Annotated in this window: 23 protein-coding genes; 19 read left to right on the forward strand and 4 right to left on the reverse strand. The window is 39.0% G+C overall.

The window, feature by feature from the left end; all coding sequences use genetic code 11:
• Positions 1–53 precede the first annotated feature (53 nt).
• Entirely contained in the window at positions 54–3,011 is a 2,958-nt protein-coding gene (locus ABH008_RS22540; protein ID WP_347990192.1) for a DUF1566 domain-containing protein, read from the forward strand.
• Positions 3,012–3,162: 151 nt separating this feature from the next.
• On the opposite strand, the gene ABH008_RS22545 is transcribed toward ABH008_RS22540, so the two are convergent.
• From ABH008_RS22545 to ABH008_RS22560, 4 genes are read right to left on the reverse strand one after another with little or no spacing between them, the layout of a single operon-like run.
• Positions 3,163–3,690 carry a FlhC family transcriptional regulator gene (locus ABH008_RS22545; RefSeq protein ID WP_347990193.1) on the reverse strand — a complete coding sequence of 176 codons (528 nt, stop codon included), beginning with the start codon at positions 3,688–3,690 and terminating at the stop codon, positions 3,163–3,165.
• Complete coding sequence (locus ABH008_RS22550; RefSeq protein WP_347990194.1) at positions 3,677–4,282, reverse strand: hypothetical protein; 606 nt, start codon at positions 4,280–4,282, stop codon at positions 3,677–3,679. Before ABH008_RS22550 ends, ABH008_RS22545 begins: the two co-directional genes overlap by 14 nt.
• A gap of 42 nt (positions 4,283–4,324) precedes the next feature.
• Positions 4,325–5,002: a FlhC family transcriptional regulator gene (locus tag ABH008_RS22555; protein ID WP_347990195.1), complete on the reverse strand. Its 678-nt coding sequence runs from the start codon at positions 5,000–5,002 to the stop codon at positions 4,325–4,327.
• A 12-nt stretch (positions 5,003–5,014) separates the two neighbouring features.
• Positions 5,015–5,287: a hypothetical protein gene (locus ABH008_RS22560; RefSeq protein ID WP_347990196.1), complete on the reverse strand. Its 273-nt coding sequence runs from the start codon at positions 5,285–5,287 to the stop codon at positions 5,015–5,017.
• Positions 5,288–5,724: 437 nt separating this feature from the next.
• On the opposite strand from ABH008_RS22560, the gene ABH008_RS22565 reads away from it, so the two are divergent.
• From ABH008_RS22565 to traA, 18 genes are all read left to right on the forward strand, one after another.
• Positions 5,725–6,723: a DUF475 domain-containing protein gene (locus tag ABH008_RS22565; protein WP_347990197.1), complete on the forward strand. Its 999-nt coding sequence runs from the start codon at positions 5,725–5,727 to the stop codon at positions 6,721–6,723.
• 13 nt (positions 6,724–6,736) lie between these two features.
• On the forward strand, positions 6,737–7,327 hold the full coding sequence (locus tag ABH008_RS22570) for a TerD family protein (protein WP_347990198.1): 591 nt from the start codon (positions 6,737–6,739) through the stop codon (positions 7,325–7,327).
• Between the two features lie 176 nt (positions 7,328–7,503).
• Complete coding sequence (locus ABH008_RS22575) at positions 7,504–7,812, forward strand: hypothetical protein (protein ID WP_347990199.1); 309 nt, start codon at positions 7,504–7,506, stop codon at positions 7,810–7,812.
• On the forward strand, positions 7,784–8,347 hold the full coding sequence (locus ABH008_RS22580) for a S26 family signal peptidase (RefSeq protein ID WP_347990200.1): 564 nt from the start codon (positions 7,784–7,786) through the stop codon (positions 8,345–8,347). Before ABH008_RS22575 ends, ABH008_RS22580 begins: the two co-directional genes overlap by 29 nt.
• The gene (locus tag ABH008_RS22585) at positions 8,328–9,512 is read left to right on the forward strand and encodes a TrbC family F-type conjugative pilus assembly protein (protein ID WP_347990201.1); all 1,185 of its coding nucleotides are present in this window, start codon (positions 8,328–8,330) and stop codon (positions 9,510–9,512) included. The genes ABH008_RS22580 and ABH008_RS22585 overlap by 20 nt, the downstream gene beginning before the upstream one ends.
• Before the next feature lie 156 nt (positions 9,513–9,668).
• A complete protein-coding gene (locus ABH008_RS22590; RefSeq protein ID WP_347990202.1) occupies positions 9,669–10,685 on the forward strand; it encodes a TraU family protein in 1,017 nt (338 codons plus the stop codon).
• 200 nt (positions 10,686–10,885) lie between these two features.
• The gene (gene traN / locus ABH008_RS22595) at positions 10,886–13,732 is read left to right on the forward strand and encodes a conjugal transfer protein TraN (protein ID WP_347990203.1); all 2,847 of its coding nucleotides are present in this window, start codon (positions 10,886–10,888) and stop codon (positions 13,730–13,732) included.
• Between the two features lie 240 nt (positions 13,733–13,972).
• Entirely contained in the window at positions 13,973–14,800 is an 828-nt protein-coding gene (locus ABH008_RS22600; protein ID WP_347990204.1) for a hypothetical protein, read from the forward strand.
• Between the two features lie 147 nt (positions 14,801–14,947).
• A complete protein-coding gene (locus tag ABH008_RS22605; protein ID WP_347990205.1) occupies positions 14,948–15,619 on the forward strand; it encodes a hypothetical protein in 672 nt (223 codons plus the stop codon).
• A 476-nt stretch (positions 15,620–16,095) separates the two neighbouring features.
• The gene (locus tag ABH008_RS22610; protein ID WP_347990206.1) at positions 16,096–16,632 is read left to right on the forward strand and encodes a hypothetical protein; all 537 of its coding nucleotides are present in this window, start codon (positions 16,096–16,098) and stop codon (positions 16,630–16,632) included.
• The gene (locus ABH008_RS22615; RefSeq protein WP_347990207.1) at positions 16,625–17,263 is read left to right on the forward strand and encodes an OmpA family protein; all 639 of its coding nucleotides are present in this window, start codon (positions 16,625–16,627) and stop codon (positions 17,261–17,263) included. Before ABH008_RS22610 ends, ABH008_RS22615 begins: the two co-directional genes overlap by 8 nt.
• Before the next feature lie 11 nt (positions 17,264–17,274).
• The gene (gene traL, locus ABH008_RS22620; RefSeq protein WP_347990208.1) at positions 17,275–17,556 is read left to right on the forward strand and encodes a type IV conjugative transfer system protein TraL; all 282 of its coding nucleotides are present in this window, start codon (positions 17,275–17,277) and stop codon (positions 17,554–17,556) included.
• A gap of 12 nt (positions 17,557–17,568) precedes the next feature.
• On the forward strand, positions 17,569–18,207 hold the full coding sequence (locus ABH008_RS22625; protein ID WP_347990209.1) for a TraE/TraK family type IV conjugative transfer system protein: 639 nt from the start codon (positions 17,569–17,571) through the stop codon (positions 18,205–18,207).
• Between the two features lie 30 nt (positions 18,208–18,237).
• A complete protein-coding gene (locus ABH008_RS22630) occupies positions 18,238–19,422 on the forward strand; it encodes a type-F conjugative transfer system secretin TraK (protein ID WP_347990210.1) in 1,185 nt (394 codons plus the stop codon).
• Between the two features lie 9 nt (positions 19,423–19,431).
• Positions 19,432–21,117 (forward strand): TraB/VirB10 family protein, encoded by a 1,686-nt coding sequence (locus ABH008_RS22635; RefSeq protein ID WP_347990211.1) that lies wholly within the window; start codon positions 19,432–19,434, stop codon positions 21,115–21,117.
• A gap of 102 nt (positions 21,118–21,219) precedes the next feature.
• Positions 21,220–22,041 (forward strand): DsbC family protein, encoded by an 822-nt coding sequence (locus tag ABH008_RS22640; RefSeq protein ID WP_347990212.1) that lies wholly within the window; start codon positions 21,220–21,222, stop codon positions 22,039–22,041.
• Positions 22,031–22,531, forward strand: coding sequence for a type IV conjugative transfer system lipoprotein TraV (gene traV / locus ABH008_RS22645; protein ID WP_347990213.1), 501 nt, complete (start codon positions 22,031–22,033; stop codon positions 22,529–22,531). Before ABH008_RS22640 ends, traV begins: the two co-directional genes overlap by 11 nt.
• Before the next feature lie 340 nt (positions 22,532–22,871).
• The gene (gene traA, locus ABH008_RS22650) at positions 22,872–23,159 is read left to right on the forward strand and encodes a TraA family conjugative transfer protein (protein ID WP_347990214.1); all 288 of its coding nucleotides are present in this window, start codon (positions 22,872–22,874) and stop codon (positions 23,157–23,159) included.
• The last annotated feature ends 174 nt before the right edge of the window (positions 23,160–23,333 follow it).

The raw sequence follows: 23,333 nt of genomic DNA on the forward strand, positions 1-23,333 counted from the left end.
CGTGAATTCAATGTTCACTAATCCCCAATTGATCAAAAAAATGGAGCAAAGAGATGAAGGGTACTGTGATAGTGTTTTTGATAGGTTTATTGAGTTGGTCAGGACTGAGTTTAGCCACCACTGGAGTAACAACGATTCCAGCAGATGTTACCGGACAGATTGAAGTCATAAAATCGGGTTTGGTTTACAACCGTACAACTAAAACTTTCAATTCCCTCTTAACCTTAACCAATAGCTCGAAAACCCCGATTTACGGCTCGATATCCATCGCCGTAAACATTAGCGATCCCACAAAAATTACCTTGGCTAATTCAGCCGGAATTTCAAGCAATGGTGGTAGTTATCCTGTCATCAAGGTAGCCCTACCAAAAGGAATATTGCCACCTGGTTCTTCAGTGGATAATGTTTTGCTGGAATTCTCCAATCCTACTCAGGAAAAGTTTACATTTACTTTGGAAGTTTTTGCGGCTATTGATCCATCAACTCAGGGTTCGGCGACAATTAACAATATTTCTCCCAATGCTGCGCCGTCCGGCGCCATTATTACTTTAAACGGCACCGGTTTTACCAGCACTTCCCAAATCTCGTTTGGGAGCATAAAAATAGCCAGCTTCGACTTTATATCCTCCCAACAAATCAGTTTTATGGTGCCTGTCAGCACTAATAATTCAGGTCAATTGATTCCGCTGACACAAGGTATCTATCCAGTTCAGGTGGACAACAGTATTACTTACAACTTTTCGGTTACTGCATTGCCGAACAACCCAAATCCGGCAGGGGCAACAATCAACACATTTGTAACGGGTATCCAGCAGTCATACACCAATATGCTGCCGCAATTTCAAACATCCATTGCCAAAGCCAGTAGCTTGTATACCGATCCTAATTCACAGCAAATATTCACACAAATCAGTAATTTTATCAGTTCAACATCCACTTTAGTCAGTAATGATTTATCCAATGCGATAGCTGAATTAGATTCGGTGTCACTCGACACTTTGGAAAGGGTTTTATTGTTGAATCAACTGGACGTGCAAGCAGCGCAACTGGCATCCAATACAAAAAATTGGAATTTAAACAGCTTAGCCGCTAAGCATAATAAGAATACTTTGCCTGATGATTTAAATGCCTCTTTAAATCTTACCAAAAAATTAATGCAAATTTTGACCAGTGCAATTGTGGGAAAATCTGCCCAGGCAGCCACAACGCCCTCATATCCCCCGATTACAGCAGCAAACATTAATCAGTGGTTTTCCGATAGACAAGGTGTTGCTGTTATTTCTCAATGGGTGGATAAGGTTGATACAGTTGCAAACGGTTGTTTTATATCCTTAGTTCCTGGCGTATTAACGGGGCCAGGGGAGATTATAATTGCATCAGTTTGTGCTGATTTAAAATCCTTTTCAACTGCAATGAGTTTGGGTTTAACATTTGCCTATGCGGAATTTGGACAAATAGCAGATTTCACCATCAAATCGACGGGACCGACTGGCGGTCGAAAATGTACGTTGCCGATTACCGGTTCTTCTGGACAGTGTCTTGCCTATTATTATGAATATGTTGGTCTTAATGTATCTAACGTAGATGTCCCTTTTAATAATTTTAACACCCCACAAGTTTTGATAACCCATAAAATAAATTTGCTGGCTTCCGCCTCTAAGGCGGCAGGATTCCTAAAAGGTGTGGGGCAAAAACTTCAATCCATCCCCCCAGACACATTATCTAAACTATCAAACAATCTCAAGCAGTTGATAAGCCGATCAATTTCTAGCAGTAATACTTTAAACAATTATATTAATAATTTAGCTAATTTTGGTAACGGATCGCTCTATCCAGATGAACAGCCTGTAACAGTTGGCTTTGACATGCTTAATTTTGTTCCTGAATGTCAAGCGACATATAGCATATTTGGTATTAATTTTCCTCTCACGAAAAATTATTCTAACTTCTTTACGATTGACACAAGCTTATCTCCAGGTCTAGCCCAGATTGAAGTACCGTACAATCTTTCATCCAAAAATAATAATCCGTTACAATTAGTCTGCAGCATTAAGCTTAATTCGAATTATACCCTCGCGGCTGAAAACTCATTAAAAATTGAAGCGGATTATACTGTCACAAAATACATAAAAACGGTTTTAACCAAAAGTGGAACTGGCGACGGATTGGTGACCAGTGCCGTTAACCCAAATTCAGGCAACACTAATAATTCAGATATAAATTGCGCCACTGGTTGTGCCAGTGGAAACGCAAAATATCTTTATGATCCCAGTTCATCGCAAACCGTGGTTTTAACCGCCACCCCAAACAGCTCATCGACTTTCACAGGATGGTCAGTCCAAGATTTAACAGGCCAAGCATTTAATTGTCAAGAAGGCACAAATAGTCAAACTACCTGTACTTTGAATTTAGTGGGTAATCCGATCAATATAACGGCGCAATTTAACAACAACAGTTGCCAAATTGGTAGTCCAGGTCCAGCAGGCGGCATCATCTTTTATGTCAATCCTGGCTCAACAGATTCATCCTGTCACGGTTTAGAAGCCGCACCAGAGGATCAAACCCCATCTACTTGGGGTTGCTGGGGTTGGGACGCCTCTCAAATAAATACCGCACCCTGGTACGGATTTACATGGACTACCATAGGCAGCACCGGTACCGCAATCGGCACAGGCGCGGCAAACACCGCCGCCATTATTGCCGCCTGTGGCACCGGTGGCGGCGCAGGTAACGGCAACCCATATTATGAAGGCACGGCAACCAATGCCGCGGCAACCGCTTCTGCATATACCTTAAATGGCTATTCTGACTGGTATCTTCCGTCACAGGATGAATTGAATCAACTGTATTTAAATCAAGGCGTTGTGGGTGGTTTTGCTAACGACTTCTATTGGAGCTCTTCGGAGAGCGGCAGCTACTACGCGTGGAACCAGCACTTCACCAATGGCTACCAGTACACCCCCATCACTAAGCTCAATCCGCTTGGCGTGCGTGCGGTTCGGGCTTTTTAACTTTAACCCTTTAACTACCGCTGTTTGGCCAGGAAGGTACTCGGTAGCGAGCGGTGGTCAAATAGCACCTGGAAGCCTAATGTGTCTATTTGTCGCTCGCTGGCTCGTTATCGAGATTCTCACTGGAGAAATGTCTGTGGGATTTTAAAGACTAATTTTTACAAACAGGGCAAGCATGAAATGGTTCAGAAACTATATAAATTTTAGAGCTTTTGCAATATTGACACTTTACTAAAAAAAGTGATTTCTCGATATTAAAAGTGGCAATTTGCCAGGCTTCGGAGATATTTATTTTCGTAATTGTAGAAGAATTAGATTGGTTAAATATCGAGACAAATTTTTTATATCGATCATAAGCGTTGATAACATTTTTGGAAAATCCGTCATCAGGAAAATTTTTAAATTCTAGACGAAAGAAGAATAGAAACATAGTTGCTTCTTTTAGTTTTTTTGAGCTTTTTAAAATAAACGACGGGGATGTTCTTAATGGTCCTCGTTGAACATCTCCGCCGTGTGTGTTTTCATAAACCCAATCAATCATCGATTTTGGTAATGTCGATGTTTTTTTAATTATGGATTGCCTGGCTTTTCTTTTGATGAGTTCCATTGTAATGATGTGATCATCAACACATTCAGAACCTGTCTTGGGGGATTTCTTTACTTTATTAAGACTGTTCATAGAGCCCCTGCATATCAATATGTGCAGATAGATTTAAAAATACGTCTATTTCAGAAGAATTCAATGCGGATATTCTAGATAAGTATTCGTCTGTAAATGTCGGTTTAAAACAAATAATTCCCGCTGAAGAAATACGTTTAATGGTATCTATATCCATTAACTGATAAGTCGATAACATTTCATCACTTATACCAAACATAGCTAGAGCCATTATTGGATCGCGACGGGAAACCTCTCGGCATTTGATTAAATGTTCGAAGGTTATGTCAGAAATGTCACCGCAATTGGGTGATGCTAAATTTTTACGTCTTTCAAAATAAGAATCAATGTTTTGCATACCAAACCGATACTCATTATCAAGCTCATCTGTAAGATTTATAAATTTTAATCGTTGAGAAATAACATTCCCGCCAAACTCAGCAATAAGAGGCAGGACTATATCCTGAAACCATTCGTATTTAACTTTAGTACCGGCAAGATCTACTAAGCAGTCAGAATCATAATTAATCAAATGAGAAACAATGGCAGAAAGTATGGAATTTGTAGGACTGTGGCCTGTTTGTTTTTTTAGAAACTTATGAACTTCTATCACTTTGAGTTCCCTATAAATAAGCCCCACAAAAAGTTATGTAGATTATCCTGTTTTGGACGGCTTAGTTGCTAGATTATTCCAGCGGAATCGTCCTTTTGCGTCCTGACGACTGTCACAAACAGGGCAAAAACGAAACATGGGTGGGTATCCATGCAACGTAACATAAAACCTATCACATTTTGCACAAGATACAGACACAATTTCACCGGATCGAATTAGGGTAGTTATCAGGTAAGCACGATTAATGTTTAAGTGCGGTTTAGAACCTGTCAGATTATAACCAGTAATATTTTTGTACATATTGTACGCAGACAAGTAAGCAAGAGGGCGAAAAGCTTTGAAACTTGAAGAATTAAAATCATCTTCATGCCCTTTATAACTGTCAATTATGGTTTTATATATGCGGAAATAAGCAGAGGCATGCAGGCAATTAGTTGGAGATTTAATTATCCAGTCATTATCGGTCGGGAGTTGACCTGCAATTGGGCTCTTACCTGTCAATTGCTTGATTAACTGGATACAGGATGATTTAGATATTCCACAGGTAGCTCGAACAATAGTTGATCGCGCGTCATCGCGTATTAAAAATATGCTTATTTTTACACGTAATGCAATTCCAACAATATCATTTTCCTTAGGAGTTAAACGGAGATGAGCTTCTGTTTTTGATGGATCGATTTTCTTAGGTGATAAACGGAGGTGAGCTTCTGTTGATGTCATGTTAACCCCTTTTTAGCAAGCCTCTAATGAAGCCAGTAATCCGGACGGAAAATCCGAAACCTTTTCTATTAGATCTATTTTTATAAGGGATCGACCAGATTCGGATGCAAAGATAATTTCTTCTACCGACATCGATGAAATCTTTTTTAACTGTTCAGAGTTTAATCCGAAAATGTAAGCTGATTCCATCGGAAAATGTGAAATAGTTTCCCTGGCGAACATTAAAAATTTCAAATTGAGAGTTTTTAAATCATTTGCAACTCTGTCGCTGGTACATTCGTTCATTTTAAAGTTTCCATGTTGTAAATTGTTTGCTATTGAGTCTGCTGGGTTACATGTAATTCAGATTTCCCTCCTAACGTTGATTTTAAAGTTTTAATTTTGCAGACTTTTTCTATGATCAATATTCTATCTATTATTAAAAATTCACAAAGTCGGGTTTAGGCTTTATAGAGGCGTAAACCTGCGCACACCTTGATCTATCTAGCGTTAAGATTTCTTAAAAAATTACATTTTTTTTGTACAAAAAATAGACGGTAATTTTCTTTATTAGTTATCAACAACCTACAGCATTAGCTTGTCCTGAAAAAAATAATTTATTTTTAACGAAATTTTTGTGTTTTTTACAAAAAAAATTGAATTAGGCTTTTTTTTGGCACCTTTCGATGTGATGTATTTCTGTGTTGGTGACTTAACATAGAAGAAAATTTGTGGGGAAAAAAATGCGATATTTCTTATTACCGAATCTCCTGTCCTTTATAGGTGTATGTGTAATTTGGTGGTTTTATGGTTGGAATGGAGCGATTAAGACTGTTTTATTGATTTTGATAGAAGGAATCTTAAGCGTAGACAATAGTGTGGTGAACGTTACCACTCTCAAGACAATGCCACCAAAATATCAACGAGCCTTTATGACCTGGGGCTGGCTTATTGCAGTGGTTGGAATGCGATTTATATTCCCAGTGGGAATTGTTTCTGCAACCACTGAAATGAATTTTGTTGAAACTATTCAGTTAGCATTTAACCATGGTGAAGAATATAAGGATCACGTAGAAGGAGCGAAAACGGTTATTTCATCGTTTGGAGCCATATTTATGATACTCATCGGTATTAAGTTTTTGTTGGCAGACAAAGAAGTGTACTGGTTCGAGGCGATTGAAAAAAAGTTTCAAGGCGGTGGTGGTATTGAGGCAGTTGAGGTGTTAGTTGCATCAATTATTTCTTTTGTCGTATGGGTTGGTTTAGATGGGCAATCTGCCAGGGATACGCAAATAGGATGCGAAACGGGAATATTGGTGTTTTTAATAGTAACTAACTGTATCGGATCACTTGTTAATGCTTTTTGTAAAAAAGCAGGGCTTTTAGCGGCCAGCGGATTATCTGGTTTCATATATCTTGAATTTCAAGATGCTTCGTTTTCGTTTGATGGAACGATTGGCGCTTTCGCAGTAACGCCATTAATAACAATTATGCTGGTAGGTTTAGGTTGTGGTGCAGGTTACGTTAGGGCAATGACTCTTTATTTATTAAAGGAGGGTGTCATTGATCAGTATCGATATCTTGAGCACGGAGCTCATTACGCAGTGTTGTCTTTGGGAATTATGATGTTAATTGGCATTAAATTTCCAGTTCATGAAGTAGTAACCTCGGGAGTTGGGCTTGGAATAATTGCTCTATCCGTTTACTCATCTATTCGATTTAACAGAAAAAAAGCTTTATAGCGGGAGAAAAGTAGTGGCAATTATCATAAAAAAAGGCGGAAGTACCTCACTTGATGTTCTCGGTGAAAACCTGAGGAACTTAAGTTTAGTATTAAGTTGGACCGAAAGAAAGTCCTCGGATGAAGAATTTGATTTGGATTTGTCAGTGATTATGGCCGGTGCAGGTACCAATGAGTATCCAGAAGGCAAGTCTTTCGAGGATCGAGATGTAATTTATTACAATGGATTTAATAGATCTATATGTAATTCCATTCATCATCACGGTGACGAAAAAAAGGGGGGTGAAGAGCGGATTGATATTAATCTAGAAACCATTCCAGACAGGTACATCAAGCTGGTTGCCGTGGCGACAATTTATGAGGCGGAAGAGCGGAAGCAGAATTTTGGACAGGTTTTAAATGGGTGTATTCGTTTAATTAATCGTGATAATAACAAAGAAATACAGTTCGACCTAAGTGAGGACTCAAACACTGCAACAAAAAACACACTTGTTTTTTCTGAGATATACAAATATCAAGATCAATGGAAATACAAATCAGTTGGCAGAGGCATTAACGGAGGTCTGAAAGAATTTGTTACGTGTTTTGGATTGAAATCAAGATAAGAAAAAGAATAGGTTTCCTGAAATTAGGAATAGGGCCTTATAAAAACGAGTAGATCAAAAATGTCCTTTCGGGGCGAAATTTAAATAAGGTAGCAATTAAATTGGAGACGCAAAATCGGCCGTGCAGCGGGGCTACACCGACATTGTTACTTTTAACAATGTTTTTGCATTAATAAATGAAAGAAATTTTAAAAGCGACAGCACTTTTCGCATTTTGCACGGGAGGCGGAGTAATTGGTGGTTACTGGGGCGGGGGGATGACACCTGTTCAGGGGCAAATTGCAATTATTGATGTCCAAGCAATTGTTAAGTCGTCTATGGATAAAAACCCAAAGCAATCTGAAGAAGATACTAAGGCATTAACAGAAAAAATCAAAGATATGACCGAATCCCTGGTTGCAGAAGGGATGGTTGTTTTGGATTCAACGGCAGTATTGAGCGCTCCGGAGGAAGCATATGTCACTCTCGATCAAGATCAGGAATAAAAATTTTACGCCTGAAATATTTTTGCAAGAAGCAAAGATATTTTGGCCTAAATTAAGGCTCCATTTTAGGCTGAACTGGCTTGTATGGATTTTAATAGCGTCTTTATATTTTGTTGTTCACTTAAATTACCGATTGGTATTCAACGAAACACCAAGCTTGCCATACACGTTATTTTTGGTTCGATACGGCGAAAATGTGAAAACTGGTCAAGTTATTGCCTTCAATTGGCACGGCGGAAAACAATATCCTGACGGGATTATGTTTGCCAAACGATTGGTTGCAAGTCAGGGTGAAGTTGTTGTTCGGCATGGTCGAGATTTCAGTATTGGCGACCTCACTCTTGTGGGTAAAGAACATGGTATTTATACCAGAGATCTCTATCCAAATAATCAGTTGCAGGAAGGGTCTAATGTTATTCCGATAGGCAAGTACTTTGTAGCCGGCGATCATGAATACAGTCTTGATTCACGTTACAGTTTGCTTGGTTTAGTTGATGAAAAGGACGTGGTGGGTCGTGCGTATCCAATTTGGTAAAGTAATAATTAGTGGGTTAATGCTTCAGGCCGTCCTTTCAGTGTCTTTTGCCAGTGATGACGATTTCTTCTTAAAGCAATTGCGCCAAAAAAATATCGAAACACAAAAACAACTGGAGCAGACAAAACAGATTCCTGATTGGATAAAAGCCAAACCGATGAAAGTCGATAGCAGTTTTGAAAAAGTTCTGAATAAGGACAAGCATGACATGCTGGTTAGTGCCGGTCTTGAAGAAGGAGGAAACCCAGAGCAGAAAAAAGAACGAATAGTAGGACGATGGATTTTTATATCGTTGGGTATGCCTGCGGAAGAGGTTCGTCAGGCTGCAATAAGTGCGTCTGATGACAAGGCTATGTTGGTCCTTCGAGGAGTTGAGCCTGGAAGTAGCGCTGATAAAACAGGACTTAAATTACTGAGCATGATAAATGATGTGAAGCCAACACCTGTTGCAGTAATTGATCCGACGCTTTTCTCAAAGTTCAAAATTCATTCAGTACCAACAATGGTAGAGAATAACAAAAAAAATGAAATCAGGATAGCAAGAGGCTTGCCAGGATTTAAGTGGATGGATCATCAAGAACCCGGTGACTTGGGTGTTAAAGGTCAAGTATTCGGAATTCTTGAGGAGGATATGATTTTAGAGCTCAAAAATCGAATGGCAAAATATGATTGGGAAAAAGAGAAAGCACGAGCAATTCAAGATATCTGGAAAAACCAAGATATGTTTGATCTTCCGGTTGCGAGCAAAGATTCAAAAAGGATGGTCAATCTAACAATTAAGTCGACACAAGACATTGTTGGTGCAAACGGTGAGCTTTTATTAAAAAAGGGATCATTAATTAATCCTCAGACGATTATGCCGATGAAACATGTGTATATCGTATTTGATGCAACCGATAAAAATCAGATCGAAATCGCGAGAAAATTTGGCGAAGAAAAACAAAGAAACAACAAACCTGTCGTCTATATGTTCTCAAAGCTAAACAAAGAGGATGGCTGGAAAAGTTACAACGAGGTTGGTGACGCTTTAAGCGCACCTGTATTTAAACTAAGCAAAACCATTATCGATCGATTTCAGATTCAATCCCTGCCTTGTATTATTGAAGGAGAGGGGGATCATTTGCTCGTGACAGAAATCGATGTCGTAACTAAAAAGACTAACTAATTTCATTACATGAACAAGTCAATTTCATCGAAAATATTTAAATTGTTTATATTGTTTTTCGTAAGTATTAATTCTTATGCTGATACAACAACAAGTACAAACAATATAACCCCATCGAATTTGCTATGTCCAAACGCTGATATTTGGGGGGAGTCCATGATTACTAGTGTTTGTTGGACTTGTTTGTTCCCTGTCAGATTATTTGGAACGTTAACTCTATTCGGTGATTCCATGGATGTCCCTGATGGTGCAGCTGATGAAGTTGTATGTTCCTGCGAAGGCAAAGGTCTGTTACCCGATATAGGTATCACGGCGGGGGCATGGTTACCAGCAAAACTGATTGAGGTCGTTAGAAAGCCCTATTGCTCACCAGCCCTTGGTGGTATTAGTTTTAATAACAGTGTACGTTTATGGGGTGGACACAAGGAAACTCATGGAACGGGTAAAGATAAAACATACTACAACTATCATTATTGGGCATTTCCTCTTTATGTAATGATGGATCTTTTAGTGCAAACAAACTGTGAGCCAGACGGAATGCGAACTATGGATATGATGTATATGTCGGAAGTCGATCCAACATGGAATTACGATGAACTCGCATTTTTTATTAATCCAGAAGCTATTGTATTTGCGAATCCACTGGCGATGGCATCTTGCGTAGTGGATTGTGCTCAATCAGCAATCAAAAAACCTAATACGTCTTTGTGGTGGTGTGCGGGTTGCTGGGGAAATTTATACCCATTTACGGGAAATATTGCATCCGATTCATCGGCACCACGTGATACAAGTCTTTTGTCAGCAAGAGCCCTGGCTGGTTTGCATAGGAAAGGATTGGCCAAGAAAACATATGGTAACGATGCTCTTTGTCGTGGAGTTATTGCGCCAATGATTCCAAAGCAGCAATACAAGTTTAGTATGTTATTTCCCGTAGCAGAGGCAAACTCAACTATTGAAAAATTTAACGTTACCAATACGAATGGAACCCCAGTTCTAAATGCGGACGGGACTCAAAAAACGGAAACAACGTATACCCCGGCAACAAACTGCTGTCATTACATAGGCGTGTCACCGTTTCTTTGGGGTGAGTGGCGAACAATACCTGGTTCAGGTGAAGATTATGTGTATATGCTTTGGCGATACACAGATTGCTGTTTGGGTGCCCACAATTAACGTATGGACCTTGGCTGAATTGGGTTGGTTTAAGTCTTGGTGTTGTCGCACTATTGTTGTTGGATACCGTCGCTAATTATTTCTACGCGAGACAGTTATTTTTGTTAGTGGTTATTGTTGAAAGCGTGTTTTCAACACGTTTTTAAGCACGCACTTTTTTAAATATTAGCTAGGTAAAGCATTTATATTCCAAATATCTTATGAAGAAAATTATTTCAGGCATTGTTGCTTTCTGTTTGCTTCACAATTCAATTGCGGCGTTCTATATTAGTGCGAGATGGCTGCCTTTAATGTCGATGACGCCTATTTCGGCCATAGCTGACGTAATTACTAGCAATGCTGCTGAAGGACAATCAACTGCAGCAACGCTTTTGAAGTCTTACCAACAGCCTACCGCTAATACCACAACAGGAACAATAACCCTAAAAAACGGGCAAGCTTCAGGTCAAACACTGCAACAAAATCAATTATTCCAAAATATAAAACCTGGGGCCATGAATAGTGCTTTGAATGCATACGGAAGTAGCTCGGCACAAGGAACTGTTGTTAATAACACGTTATCATCTGTTCAAAGCGGAAGCGACCCAACAAGTTTGGGATATCAAACAATTGCACAGTCTTTCACTCCTACACCCGATATGAGCGGTGATGCAATTTGGAAACAATCGGATAGCGTTTTATCACAAAAATCACCATTGATTAACGACCTATTCAACGGATGCTCTCAGCAAAACACATATACATCCACTAATTGCACTACGCATGTGCCTAAATACCAAACTTGTTTAACAACATTACCAGGTCAAAATTGTACAGTTAGCAGATCTGATACATTCGCCCCTGTAATAACAATGAAAAACGGAAATGGAAGCGTTTCCAATTGCGGAGTAGGCTGTACAAGGCTGTGGATCGGATATGGAGGTACGCTTGGTAACCAGTGTGGAGGTTGCTGTCAATACAATTATAATTTTGCGGCAACTTTTAATGTCTTACGGCCCGGCGCAATAACGTCTGCAGTAATTACAAATGCATCGTATGACGATTTTATACAAGTCTTTGTTAACGGACAACATGTTTATACGGGATCGGATGGTTGGAATACAACTTGTGATACAGGGAGGGGTCACAACGATTCTCCAAACAAAGATATAACCAAGTATTTCACAAATACAGCACCGGGTGGAACGATTACTATTGATCTGAATGCATTGGTTGGAAACTTGGGTAACGGAAACATGTGGATCAATGTTTATGCGGCGCCAGACATAACTGATACTTTAGTTGATTACCCTCCTGGATGCCGTGCAAGATTGAATGCATCTTGGCCACCTCCTGGTAATGCGCCGGGAATGCTAAGCACAGGAAATGCAACAAATGACGTAGCATCTACGAGTTGGTGGACTTGTAATAATGCAGTTAAGAACTATACCGTAGGGCCATATTCTGGACCTGGTTTGTATCCATACATGCAGCCTCTATTACCTGGCGCACCAAATCCTCCACCGGTATGCTTAAATGCTTCAATGAATCAGCAGTCGGTAATCAATGGGCCTTGTTATACGGATTACCAGGGTTATCAACAATGCCCAAAGTACAGTAGTTCACAATTACAAGCAGGAGGGACAACATGTAGTTCATTAGGAAACAATCCATCGTGTAAGTGGATAAGCAACAAATGCATCAGTGATGCTAATGGAAATCCATTAATCGATGCAACTACAGGTACATGTCTACAATTTGTAGAAACCTACGATTGTGGTGATGACGTAGCAACTGCATGTAATACCACCAATAGTCAAACAACAATTTGCGATAGTAAGATTAGATGCATTGGCGGGGAATGCGTTGATCCCGCTACAGAAGCAAATAATGGATTTGTACAAGCAGCTACTGCACTACAAATACTTAATCAAGCCCAGCGTTTACATCAGAACTGTACATCAGCATCCAGCTGTATCTTGTTTAACGGACAAGCGTATGAGTGCCAAATGGCAAATTTGTCGGTATTGGGTAGCGTTGATTGTTGCAATATGCCCATCCAAGGTAGTTGGATTAATTATTTACAGATGGCAAGTTACGCATGGGAACTAACTGATACATCTGTTGATTTATATGCAATGTCGGAATACGGAAAAAATGCAGTAGACATGCTGGGTGCGTGGAAAACAGCAACCTACGGATCAACATTTGACACCACATTAACAAGTGCTCAAAACGCGTTTTCTGAAATGACTCAGCCATTCACGTCAATGATGGATAGTGTGACATCCTCAATTGGACTGGATTCAACTACATCAGCTGTAGAAAGCACCGTTTCTTCAGCAATAACAGGACTTGAACAATCTGCAATGCAAGGTGTTGCTGATTGGGTCGGAAATACATTTGGCGCACAAGCTGCTCAGGCTTTATTCTCCTACTCAACATCACCAACAACAGACGCCACCGGAAAAGTGTTAACAGAGGGGACTGTTAGTGGAATATCTGAAACGTTGGCTAGTATCATTGATGTTGTGGGAATAATTTATGCGATATACCAAATTGCTCAGCTTGTTGTGCAGTTAATATTTGCATGTACTAAAGATGAACTACAGCTCAACATGCTTAGGAATCAAAAAATGTGTACTAGCGAAGGAGAAATTGGAACTTACTGTTCCGATCAAACAATATTCGGATGTATCGCTGTAAAAGAAGCTTTTTGCTGCTATTCAAGTCCATTTGCTCGTATATTTGAAGAGCAAGCAAGACCGCAACTTGGTTTGAACTTTGGAACACCAAAAGCTCCTATTTGCAGTGGATTATCTGTTCAGCAAATTAGTCAATTAGATTTCAGTAAAATGGATTTCAGCGAGTGGATCGGAATGATTTCTCAAGCCAATTTGCTGGCATTAAACAAGGCTCAAGCTAGCGGCTTGTATAACATGAATGCACTAACTAGTAGTAATTTACCCAGTACAACTGGGCCTAATGCTCAAACATCGTTGCAAAATCAAACGTCTGGGACTAATGTTGACGTAATTCGACAGTATTTGTTAAATAATTTGCAATAATAAAGGATCGTGTATATTTAGTCAGAATGATTACAGAACTAAATATGCACAGGTTTTACCAATTGATGATTGGTCATTGATAAGGGAATGGGAAGAATTGGGCTTCCTGGTGCAGTTAAAATACGGTGATTTAATACAAAAGCAGCGCTTAAAAAAATTCTTAATAAGAATCTAAAAAAGGGTATGAGTTTTTTAATGACGATTCAGAAAAGAATCCTAATTTTCGGTTGATTAAATAAAATGAAAGCAATTAAAAAAACAGCATTTTTAATTATATTATTGACACTATCCACGGGTTGTTCTTCTGGGATGATGATAAAGTACTATGCTCAAAACAAATTCAATCCAACCGGAAAGATTAAAGACAAAGGTAATTCTGGGGTATACATAAATAATGGTGCCGAATATGCGGTTGTCGCTTCAAATGCAGCGTCACCTCCGCCTTTGAGCGGAGTAGGCTTTGGATTATCGGCGATTAAAATTCTTAGGAATCTTCCTCCCCCGCCAGATATTGGCGTAGATACAAATCTACTAATTCTAAATATGCCAGCATCACTTGCAAAAGACAAAGATGATGCCCAGATATTGGCTGGCAGTATGGTAGAAAGTGCCATTCAAAAATCGCTTCCCGAAGGATATGAGTCAAGGATCGAAGAATACGAAGATAAATTTCCGCTGGTATTTAGTTCATATAGACCGAGATGGTTTAGAGTTAATGGTAATAAATGCGAAAATTGGTCATGCCAAATTGTTGTTCCAATTCCAACTAAGAATGCATTGCAGTGGTCAGGAAAGATAAAAAAAGGTCAACAGGATACTGGTGAAGAAGTGTATTTGTATGACGATCCTCTGCTTGAAAATCGAATTGGCTTTGTAAAGATTGAAAAGGAATATACGGAAAACGATCGAAAAATCGTTATAGGTTCAACAGTAAAGGATTTTGATTACGGTGACTTTTACAAAAAAGTATCTAATAATCTTCCTGATTGGATATTAATCTACATAAGCGAAAAAAATAACGATCGATTTTACTTGAAAAGTGGTTTGAAATTAGAAAAAAAAATTTAGGTTTAAATTATGCATTCAGAATCTATTGAAACTAATCTAGATTAATAGTAAGTGATCTTGGTTTTATCTGATCATTGGTTATCTATTGGATGGTTTAAACCAAAATCCCTAACGGATACTTAGGCATTAAAACCAAGTAACAATAAGTTGACCAATGGTCAATCGAAAGTAAATATAAAAATTTATTTTTTAAGTATTCTTAAATTGACCTTCTTCGCTATCACTGATAGCGAAGGCTTTTCCAATCAGGCACTTCACATGGGAATAATTTACACTTTTAGACAGTCTACAAACTTATTAATCAGTGCCGTGACACTTACTTTTCTTTTTGCATCTGGGTGCGCAACAACGCATATTGGAAGGGTTGACACTAATCTTCAAACGATTTCGCCAGGAATGATTGTATCACCAGTGCCTATTGGGTTAGGTTATTACGCTGAGGTAGAAAAATTGGGCGGGAAATGGCATATCGTTGGCGATTTATCCAAAAAAATAATCTATCGATCATCAGCTGATCATGAGGTCTTGTTTGTTAGCCGAAGTTTAAAAAGTGTTGCCCCAGTGTTTCAAGAAAAAGACATGATTAACGAATTGACGATATGCACGCCCTTTATACAGGATGAAAAAAAATATAGATACGGCTTGTGTAATAGCAAATTCTCTACCGTTTTACCAGCAATCAGTACTGCTAGGACGTTCGCATCTTGCCTGTTAACTCTTTGTTTTGGCTACAACACAACGGTATTTCTCGATCATGACAAAGTTATAGAAGCCGCGCTCGAATCAGGGTTGATAGTTGACGTACTCTCTCTTCAATGAAAGCGAGTGCCGGATACCGACCGTAAAGATTTTTAAGCCATCCTTGGATGAAAAATTTCTAGACTGGTAATGTTTGACGCCTGCGACACCCTGTCAATCAGCATCATTTGAAGATGTCACTTCTCGTTCTCGTATTAATCTAGGTGCTATTCGGAGGCCGTGCAGGGTTCAAAATAAACCAGCACGACACATGTGAGTTTCCATGGATAGTGAATCGGCAAAAGCAAAATTACCATTGAAAAATAGAAAGACCTTTAATGGTGAAAAAATAATCTCATCTCAATTGCTTTGTATGAAAATCAGCCAAATCAACTTAAGCTCATGTTAATAGTGAACTTTCTCCTACAAAAGTAGACATTTACACTTACTTATCCACAAATTCTGTGGATAAGTTAAAGCAAAATATTTCAAATTAGGCTTTTTTTTGGCACCTTTCAGTGTGATGTATTTCCATGTTAGTAACTTAATATGTGGATATGAAAAAACTAATTCTTTTGTTTTTATTTTTGTCACCTACAAGAGCATTTTGCGATCAGCAATTAAAAAATAGCTTATGGGGTATTGCCGCAGATAGGGCAGGTATCAATGTTGCCACTCTCTACAGTATGGCGGTTCAAGAAAGTGGCATGCGATGGGAAGATGGTACGTATAGACCTTGGCCATGGACGCTTAATATTAATGATGGAAAAAATATAGTCAAAAAAGGCCCAAGACGATATCAAACCCGAGAAGAAATGATCATAGCTCTAAACCAATTTACAACGAACGGGGTACGTAATATCGATATCGGGTTAATGCAGGTAAATTTAATTTGGCACGGTGACAAGGTTAGAAATGCGATAGATCTTGTTGATCCTGCCACAAATATTGCTGTAGCTGCTGAGTATATTAAAGGAATGAAACAAAAGGATGTATCTCGTAAAGTGTCTGATTACCACTCGCCTACGAATCGTGAAAGGGGTATGAGGTATGTAAATAAGGTTAAGCGTTTTGAGGATTATTTTAGTGAATAATAAAAAAATACTTTTTTTGATGGCATTGTCGATTTTGGTCAATGGATGCTCACTTTTTGATACTAAGAAGGATGAAGAAAATCCATGTTTAGTAATTATAAAAGTTTACTTGCCGCCAGTTGTATCTGATCTTGATTATAAAAAGGTTAAAGGGAATAAAGATCAAGTTATTGTTCCCAGTGAGTTTCAACATGTATTGTCGATAAAAGGCTCTACTGATGACACTTCAAACAATATCAATCCACAGATCAATATTGGATCATCGACTAACTTGAGTGTTAATTTAAAAGATAAAGACACAGAAGTAATTTATTTTGATTTCAATAAATCTTCTATGAATCCAGCAGAGCAAATAAAAATAAACGCTCTTATTGATCGTATAGGATCAAAAAATCTCATCCATGTTGATGTTGAAGGCTATACGGACTCCGTTGGAACTAATCGATATAACCAAAAACTTTCCGTATTACGTGCAGAAACGGTAAAAAAATACTTAATTAGTATTGGTGTTGAAGGAAGCAATATCACAGCACGAGGCTTTGGTGAAAACGATCCCGTTGAGCTGAATGATTCGCCTGAAAATCGAAGCAAAAACAGACGTTCAGTCATAACACCATTTCTAAAATATTAAGGAAGTAATTTATGAGAAAAATCCCTAATTATCTAGACGATCAGCAACAAATACTATTCTGGGAGTTTGATGAATTTATTCTGCTTTCTCTGGCATTCGGTATTGGGATTATGTTGCATTATCTTGGCACCTTCATAGTAATAGGTTTGCTGGCCGGTCGTTTTTATCGGCGAATGAAAGATCGTCGTGCCAATGGTTTTTTAATTCATGCGCTGTATTGGATAACTGGAATGCGCTCAGTTGAAAAATACCCAACATCAAGACCACTCCCCTTTATTAAGCGTTTTTTCTAGCAGGAGGATTTAATGGATTTCAAAAAGTACGCAACAACCTGGATGGGTATACACGCCTCTAACCAGTTTATGAAAACCATCATTATGTTTTTGCTGATTAGCAATTTATTAATGATGATTGGCTTATTAAAAAAAGATGCCACGACAATTCTGATCCCACCTGATTTATCGGAAAGGGCTGAAATTACGAGAAACCAAGCCTCATCTGGATATAAAAAGGCGTGGGCTGTGTATGTTGCCGAAATGATCGGAAACGTATCTCCGGAAAATGCAGATTTTGTGCGTGAAACGTTTTCGGAAATGCTGTCGGGTGAAATAAGGAATTCAGTGATGGAGCAAATTGCTGAAGAACTTGAAGGATTGAAGCAGGAAGGCGTTAACTCGGTATTCGAAATAAAAAGCATTGCTTATGAACCCGAAACTGACAAAGTATTTGTAACGGGGCAGAATCGAATGAGCGGCCCCGGCGGCACCTCTGAATACACACCACAAACCTTTGAGTTTGTTATTGAAGTCAAAGGGTACGCACCCATCATTAAGCGCATGTCTACTTACAGTGAATCTCCAAGAACTCAAGATAAGATTACCAGAGAAGAAGAGCAGCAAAAAGCTATAGACGATGCCGCTAAAAAAGACGGTACAACTAACTGATTATTTTATCTTTGACAGGTAACGACAAAAATGAAGAAACTTAAAATCGAAATATTAGGAGCAACATTAATGATTGTTGCTGGATTTGCTCAAGCGCAGAGCGTTACGCCAATATTGCCATTTATTAGCGAGAACGGAAATCCATTGATTCCTCAAGTACCGCAAAAATCAAATTCACCCGCCATCCAGTTGCCAAATGATCTAAATCAACCGGATATTACTCATGAAGAAAACCAATTTCCATCTAACCAGCAGGGGGCTGCGGCGTTTGAAACAGAAAATCAAAATCCAGCTCAATATCAGCAACATTCTATGTCCTTGCAGCAACCAACACAATCGTCATTCCAAGATGTAGAGATTAATGATGTACAAGGAAGATCTAGCGTTGCACGAAATATTTCTTCTGAAAAAAAAACATCCCAAAAACGTCCAAACGTACTGAATGCACCTGTTGCCGAAAAACAAATCTCTGAAAATGATATTAAGGATAAAAAAACAAGTAACGCAATTGTTATTAAAGCAAAGCCCGGTATCACAGAAAGTGTGATTATTGCCAGATACAAATTAAATCGCATTAGCACTCCCTATTCTGATCCAAAAGTTTTAACTGTTGATGCGATTGAAACCAAGATCGATGGTAGCGATTTGTATATAGCAACTGAATCAGAGGTGCCTGTCAGTTTGTTTATTACCAGCGAATCAGGAAGTGGTGAAGCAATATCGCTACAGCTTTCTCCTAAAGATAGCGTTTCTCCAGTAGAAATAAAAATTGAAAGCGGATCTAGACGCGAAAGGCCTGGTGTTGATAGTGATTCAGCTGGTTCTAGATGGAACAAATCATCGACACCCTATGTTCACGATATAAAGACAGTCATGCAGTCTATGGCAAAACAACAAATTCCTCAAGGATATGCTCTTGAAGAGGTTACAGAAGAATTGGTTGCCATACCTTTTTGCCATGACCCCGAGCTAACATTTAGAACTGGACAGGTGCTAGGAGGGCATGATTCAAAAGTGATTGTGCTAATCGCTCAAAATAACACATCAAGAACCATTCAGTTCGAAGAGTACAACTGTGCGAATGAAAGCACGCTGGCAGTTTCGGCATGGCCAAGAGTGCTGTTGAACCCAGGCGAAAAAACGGAAGTGTACATTCTTACTCGCCTGTATGACGGTATGAAGCAAGAAGAAACTAGACCGGCATTAATTCAATAAGGGGACCCTATGCTTGACTTTGATAAAAACAAATCCATTAAGGGTGCAGCATTTCAATGGTATGAAATGCTTGAACCCTCTAAAAAGAAGATGTACACGTTAATAGGTATAGCCTGCGGGATACTAATTGTTTCCTATCTATTTATATACGCATCTGAAAGTAATAACGGCCCTAAAAAGTTTACGCCAAAAAGAAAAGTTGAGTATTCAATTTTTAATGGCAAAAACCCTAGAAATCTATCCGTTGAGGCAATGTCTGGACAGCTAAAAAGATTATCCAATGATTTTTCAGACATGAAGAGAGTGTTTCAGCACCAGGAAGAAGAAAATAAAGCTGTGACTGAATTAGTTAAAGCACAATCTGAAGCGATGAATAAACGAACCGAAAGCCTATCTAAGCTATCAGTTGAATTGCAAGGTCAAATTAACGATGCAAAAGAATCGTTCAAAAACTCTGTTGTACTACCTGAAGTGCCTATAGATGGCGGAAATAGACAGGGAGCAAAAGATGTTACGTTGACAAAAAACCCCCTAAAAAACGACGTTACGTTACAAGGGTCTAAAATTGGTGAGCAGTCACCTACTCTTGTTCAAAATAGCGCAAGTTCCGACCAACAAACAGGTCCCAGAATCCGTGTTGTAACAAGTGGAGGAGAAGAGGGAAAAAAGGGACAGGGCGGTAATCAACCGGCTGACCCAAAAAAAACAGGCGAGAAAAGAATTGTCGAATTTGTAAATGTTAAAAGTTCTTCTTCAAAAGGTGGGGCTCCAGATATGTTTTTGCCTGCGGGCAGTATCTTAAGTGGCACATTGATTACAGGTTTGGATGCACCAACATCTAATCAAGCGAGAAAAGATCCTTTTCCAGCATTATTAAGAATTAAGAACGAAGCTATTTTACCAAATCATTACCGAATGGATATCAGGGAATGTTTCTTAATTGCCAGCGGCTATGGGGATTTAAGTTCAGAACGAGCTTATATGAGGGCAGAACGTATTTCGTGCATTAAAAACGATGGTGTTGTAATTGAAACCAGTATGGATGCGTATTCTGTTGGCGAAGACGGTAAAGCAGGTATTCGCGGTAGATTAATATCCAAAAATGGGCAAATTATCGGTAATGCGCTTTTGTCTGGATTTGTAGCTGGTATTACACATGCATTTGCACCTCAGCAAGTTACAGCGGTAAATACCAACTCAACATCAGGTGGACAGCAACCCTTTCTTTATCCTTCACCTGGCATGTTGGCTGGACAGGGTGCCATGGGTGGTATTCAGGGCGCTTCACAACAAATTGCTGGTTACTATCTAGCGATGGCCAGAAACATATTTCCAATTATTGAAGTTGATGCCGGACGAAAAATTGATTTCATTATGGTTCGAGGCTTGTCATTAAATCCAAAACCGAAACAGTCTGAAAATGGACATCAACAATCTGGACAGCAACAGCAATCAGGTACATACAGGATGGCAATGCCTGGGGGTAGCATAACTGGTGACACAATGCAAATGCCAACTAGTAATCTAAATGCAATCGGACCGATTGGGAATGGGGGTGTGAACAGTTATAGCTCTATGTTTGGAGGCTCTAGTGGTTCTTATGGTTACAACGGTGGTGGCACTAACTACAGTGGCGGTGGCGGTTATTTTTCAAACAATAATAGTCTTGGCGGCAATATGGATGGTAACCAGTAATATTAAATCGCAGGTATTCATTTAATCAGTAAATGAAAAACAACATTCATTTACTGAGCAATTTCAATCAAACATAGCTATATAGTGGAAACGAGAATATTTATGATAAAAATTCGTTTAATAATTTTAATGCTGATCGCGGCTGGTAACTGCGTGGCTGGTAACACCCAAACTGCAGGACCAACAGTTTTTCCTGATAAAAAATACGCGAGCAGTCCTTCAAGTTGGTCAGGAACAGATGAGATGACTGCTGATGTCAAAAGGGAAATGGCGAGTGTTGAAGAAGTAAAAAAACTACCTGTAGGTGGACTTTCAATGCTGAGGGCAGGTGACAAAATATTCATGATTACAGATAACGGACATTTTGTAATTGCCGGCAACTTTAAAATGGTTGATATGTGGCAAGGAAAAGTAATTGGCACCATGGAAGATCTTAAAGGAATTGACAAGATTGATCTTCGAAAAATTGGGTTAAGCCCTGATGAAATGGGTGCTTTCACCCTTGGCTCTGGAAAGAAAGAGGTCACTATTTTTGTTGATCCTCAGTGTGGATATTGCAACGGCCTACTGAAGCAGATTAAAGAAATTAAGGACGGATACACATTTAAAATCGTATTAGTACCCGTTCTTGGATCAGAATCCGCCGATATCAGTAAAAAGTTATTATGTGAAAAAGACAAAAATAAAGCACTTGATATTTTGATTTCAAAAGATTTCTCAAAACTCCCAGCTTTGGCCGCAAAAGGTGGAAAGGATGTGTGTGATCTAAAACCGCTTCAGAAATCAGTTGTAGCTACAAAGTTACTTGACATAAAAGGCGTTCCGTTCTCATTTTTGCCTTCTAAAAACACATTTAGGGGTGGTGCAGAATCATTTAAAACCGTATTAGAAAAGGATCTAGAGGATGAAGTTCATGGTCGTTAAGTCATTATTAATTCTCTTTTTAACAATTACTATATCTGGTTGTTCATGGATGGGGATTGGTGCTTCTGAATTTAGCTGTCCAGGGGGAGTTGATGGTGTTCGATGTTTATCTGCGAGACAGGTTTATCAAGCAACGGAATCGTCAGATTACGTTAAAATGAACGCCGATCCTGATAATAGTGATTCTAAAAAGTCTAATCCATCAATAGTTAGTGGTCAGCAATTACAAAGCAATAGTCAAGTAGCTGTTCCTACTATTGAGCAACCTATTCCCATTAGAACACAGGCAAAAGTAATGCGGATTTGGGTTGCGCCATGGGAAGATGATGTAGGCGACTTACATGCAGATGGTTTCATGTATACTGAAATTGAAAGTAGACGATGGAACTTAGGTGACAGGTTTAAATCCCCGTCCGCTGCATTATCGCCACTCTCAGAAAGAACACCATCTGAGCAAGTATATAGCGAAACATCTTCGCGAAATAGATAATTAAATGCAAAAGGAAAGATACGCGAGTATTTAATTATAGTGTGTCTAGATAGACTTTATAAAATCCCCATTGTTGGCAACGACAATGGGGATTTTTAATTTTAAAGACAAGGCAATTCATCTTTCACCATCTAACCACAGTAAACTTTGAAGTCAAATTTTTTCACCTTCCAAATGAAAGGTGGCCTAAAAGTGCATCAATTCGCTTCTGCGAGTAAAAGGCACTCCGAAAACCGATTCTTTCTAGATTAACAAAAGCGATTGATTTCTTCAGAATAGATTTGTCCTTTTTGGACAACAAACAACATTAAATCAAGCAAATCCTTTTGGAGTATTCAATATGAAAGTTAACAAAAAAGCTGTTATTGCCGCATCTCTACTGTCTCTGGCACTGGCAACAGATGCTATGGCCGGAACCGACACGACTTTTTCAAGCATCTATACCAAACTGACACTCTGGACTCAAGGCACTTTAGGTCAAGTAATTTCTTTAGCGGCTTTCTTGGTCGGTTTAGGCGCTGGTGTTGTCAATCAATCTATCATAGCAGTGGTAATCGGCATTTCAATAGCGTTAGCTTTGAATTATGCGCCTACTATTATCGGCGGCATCGTTACCGGTTTGGCTTAATATTGCCAACATCCCGCTACTCACCTAGTGGGATGCAAAAGAGAAGCCGCGCCTTAGTGCGCGGTTTTTTTTTGTTAAAAATCGGTTTAAGCGCGCGGTACATGAGCGCTTTCATATGTGATATAGCCTCATCTTCCTTTCAGATAGATCCTGGCCAAACTGTATATATTTTTC

It is taken from the genome of Methylomonas sp. AM2-LC (genome assembly GCF_039904985.1).
In the GTDB taxonomy this organism is placed as follows: Bacteria; Pseudomonadota; Gammaproteobacteria; order Methylococcales; family Methylomonadaceae; genus Methylomonas.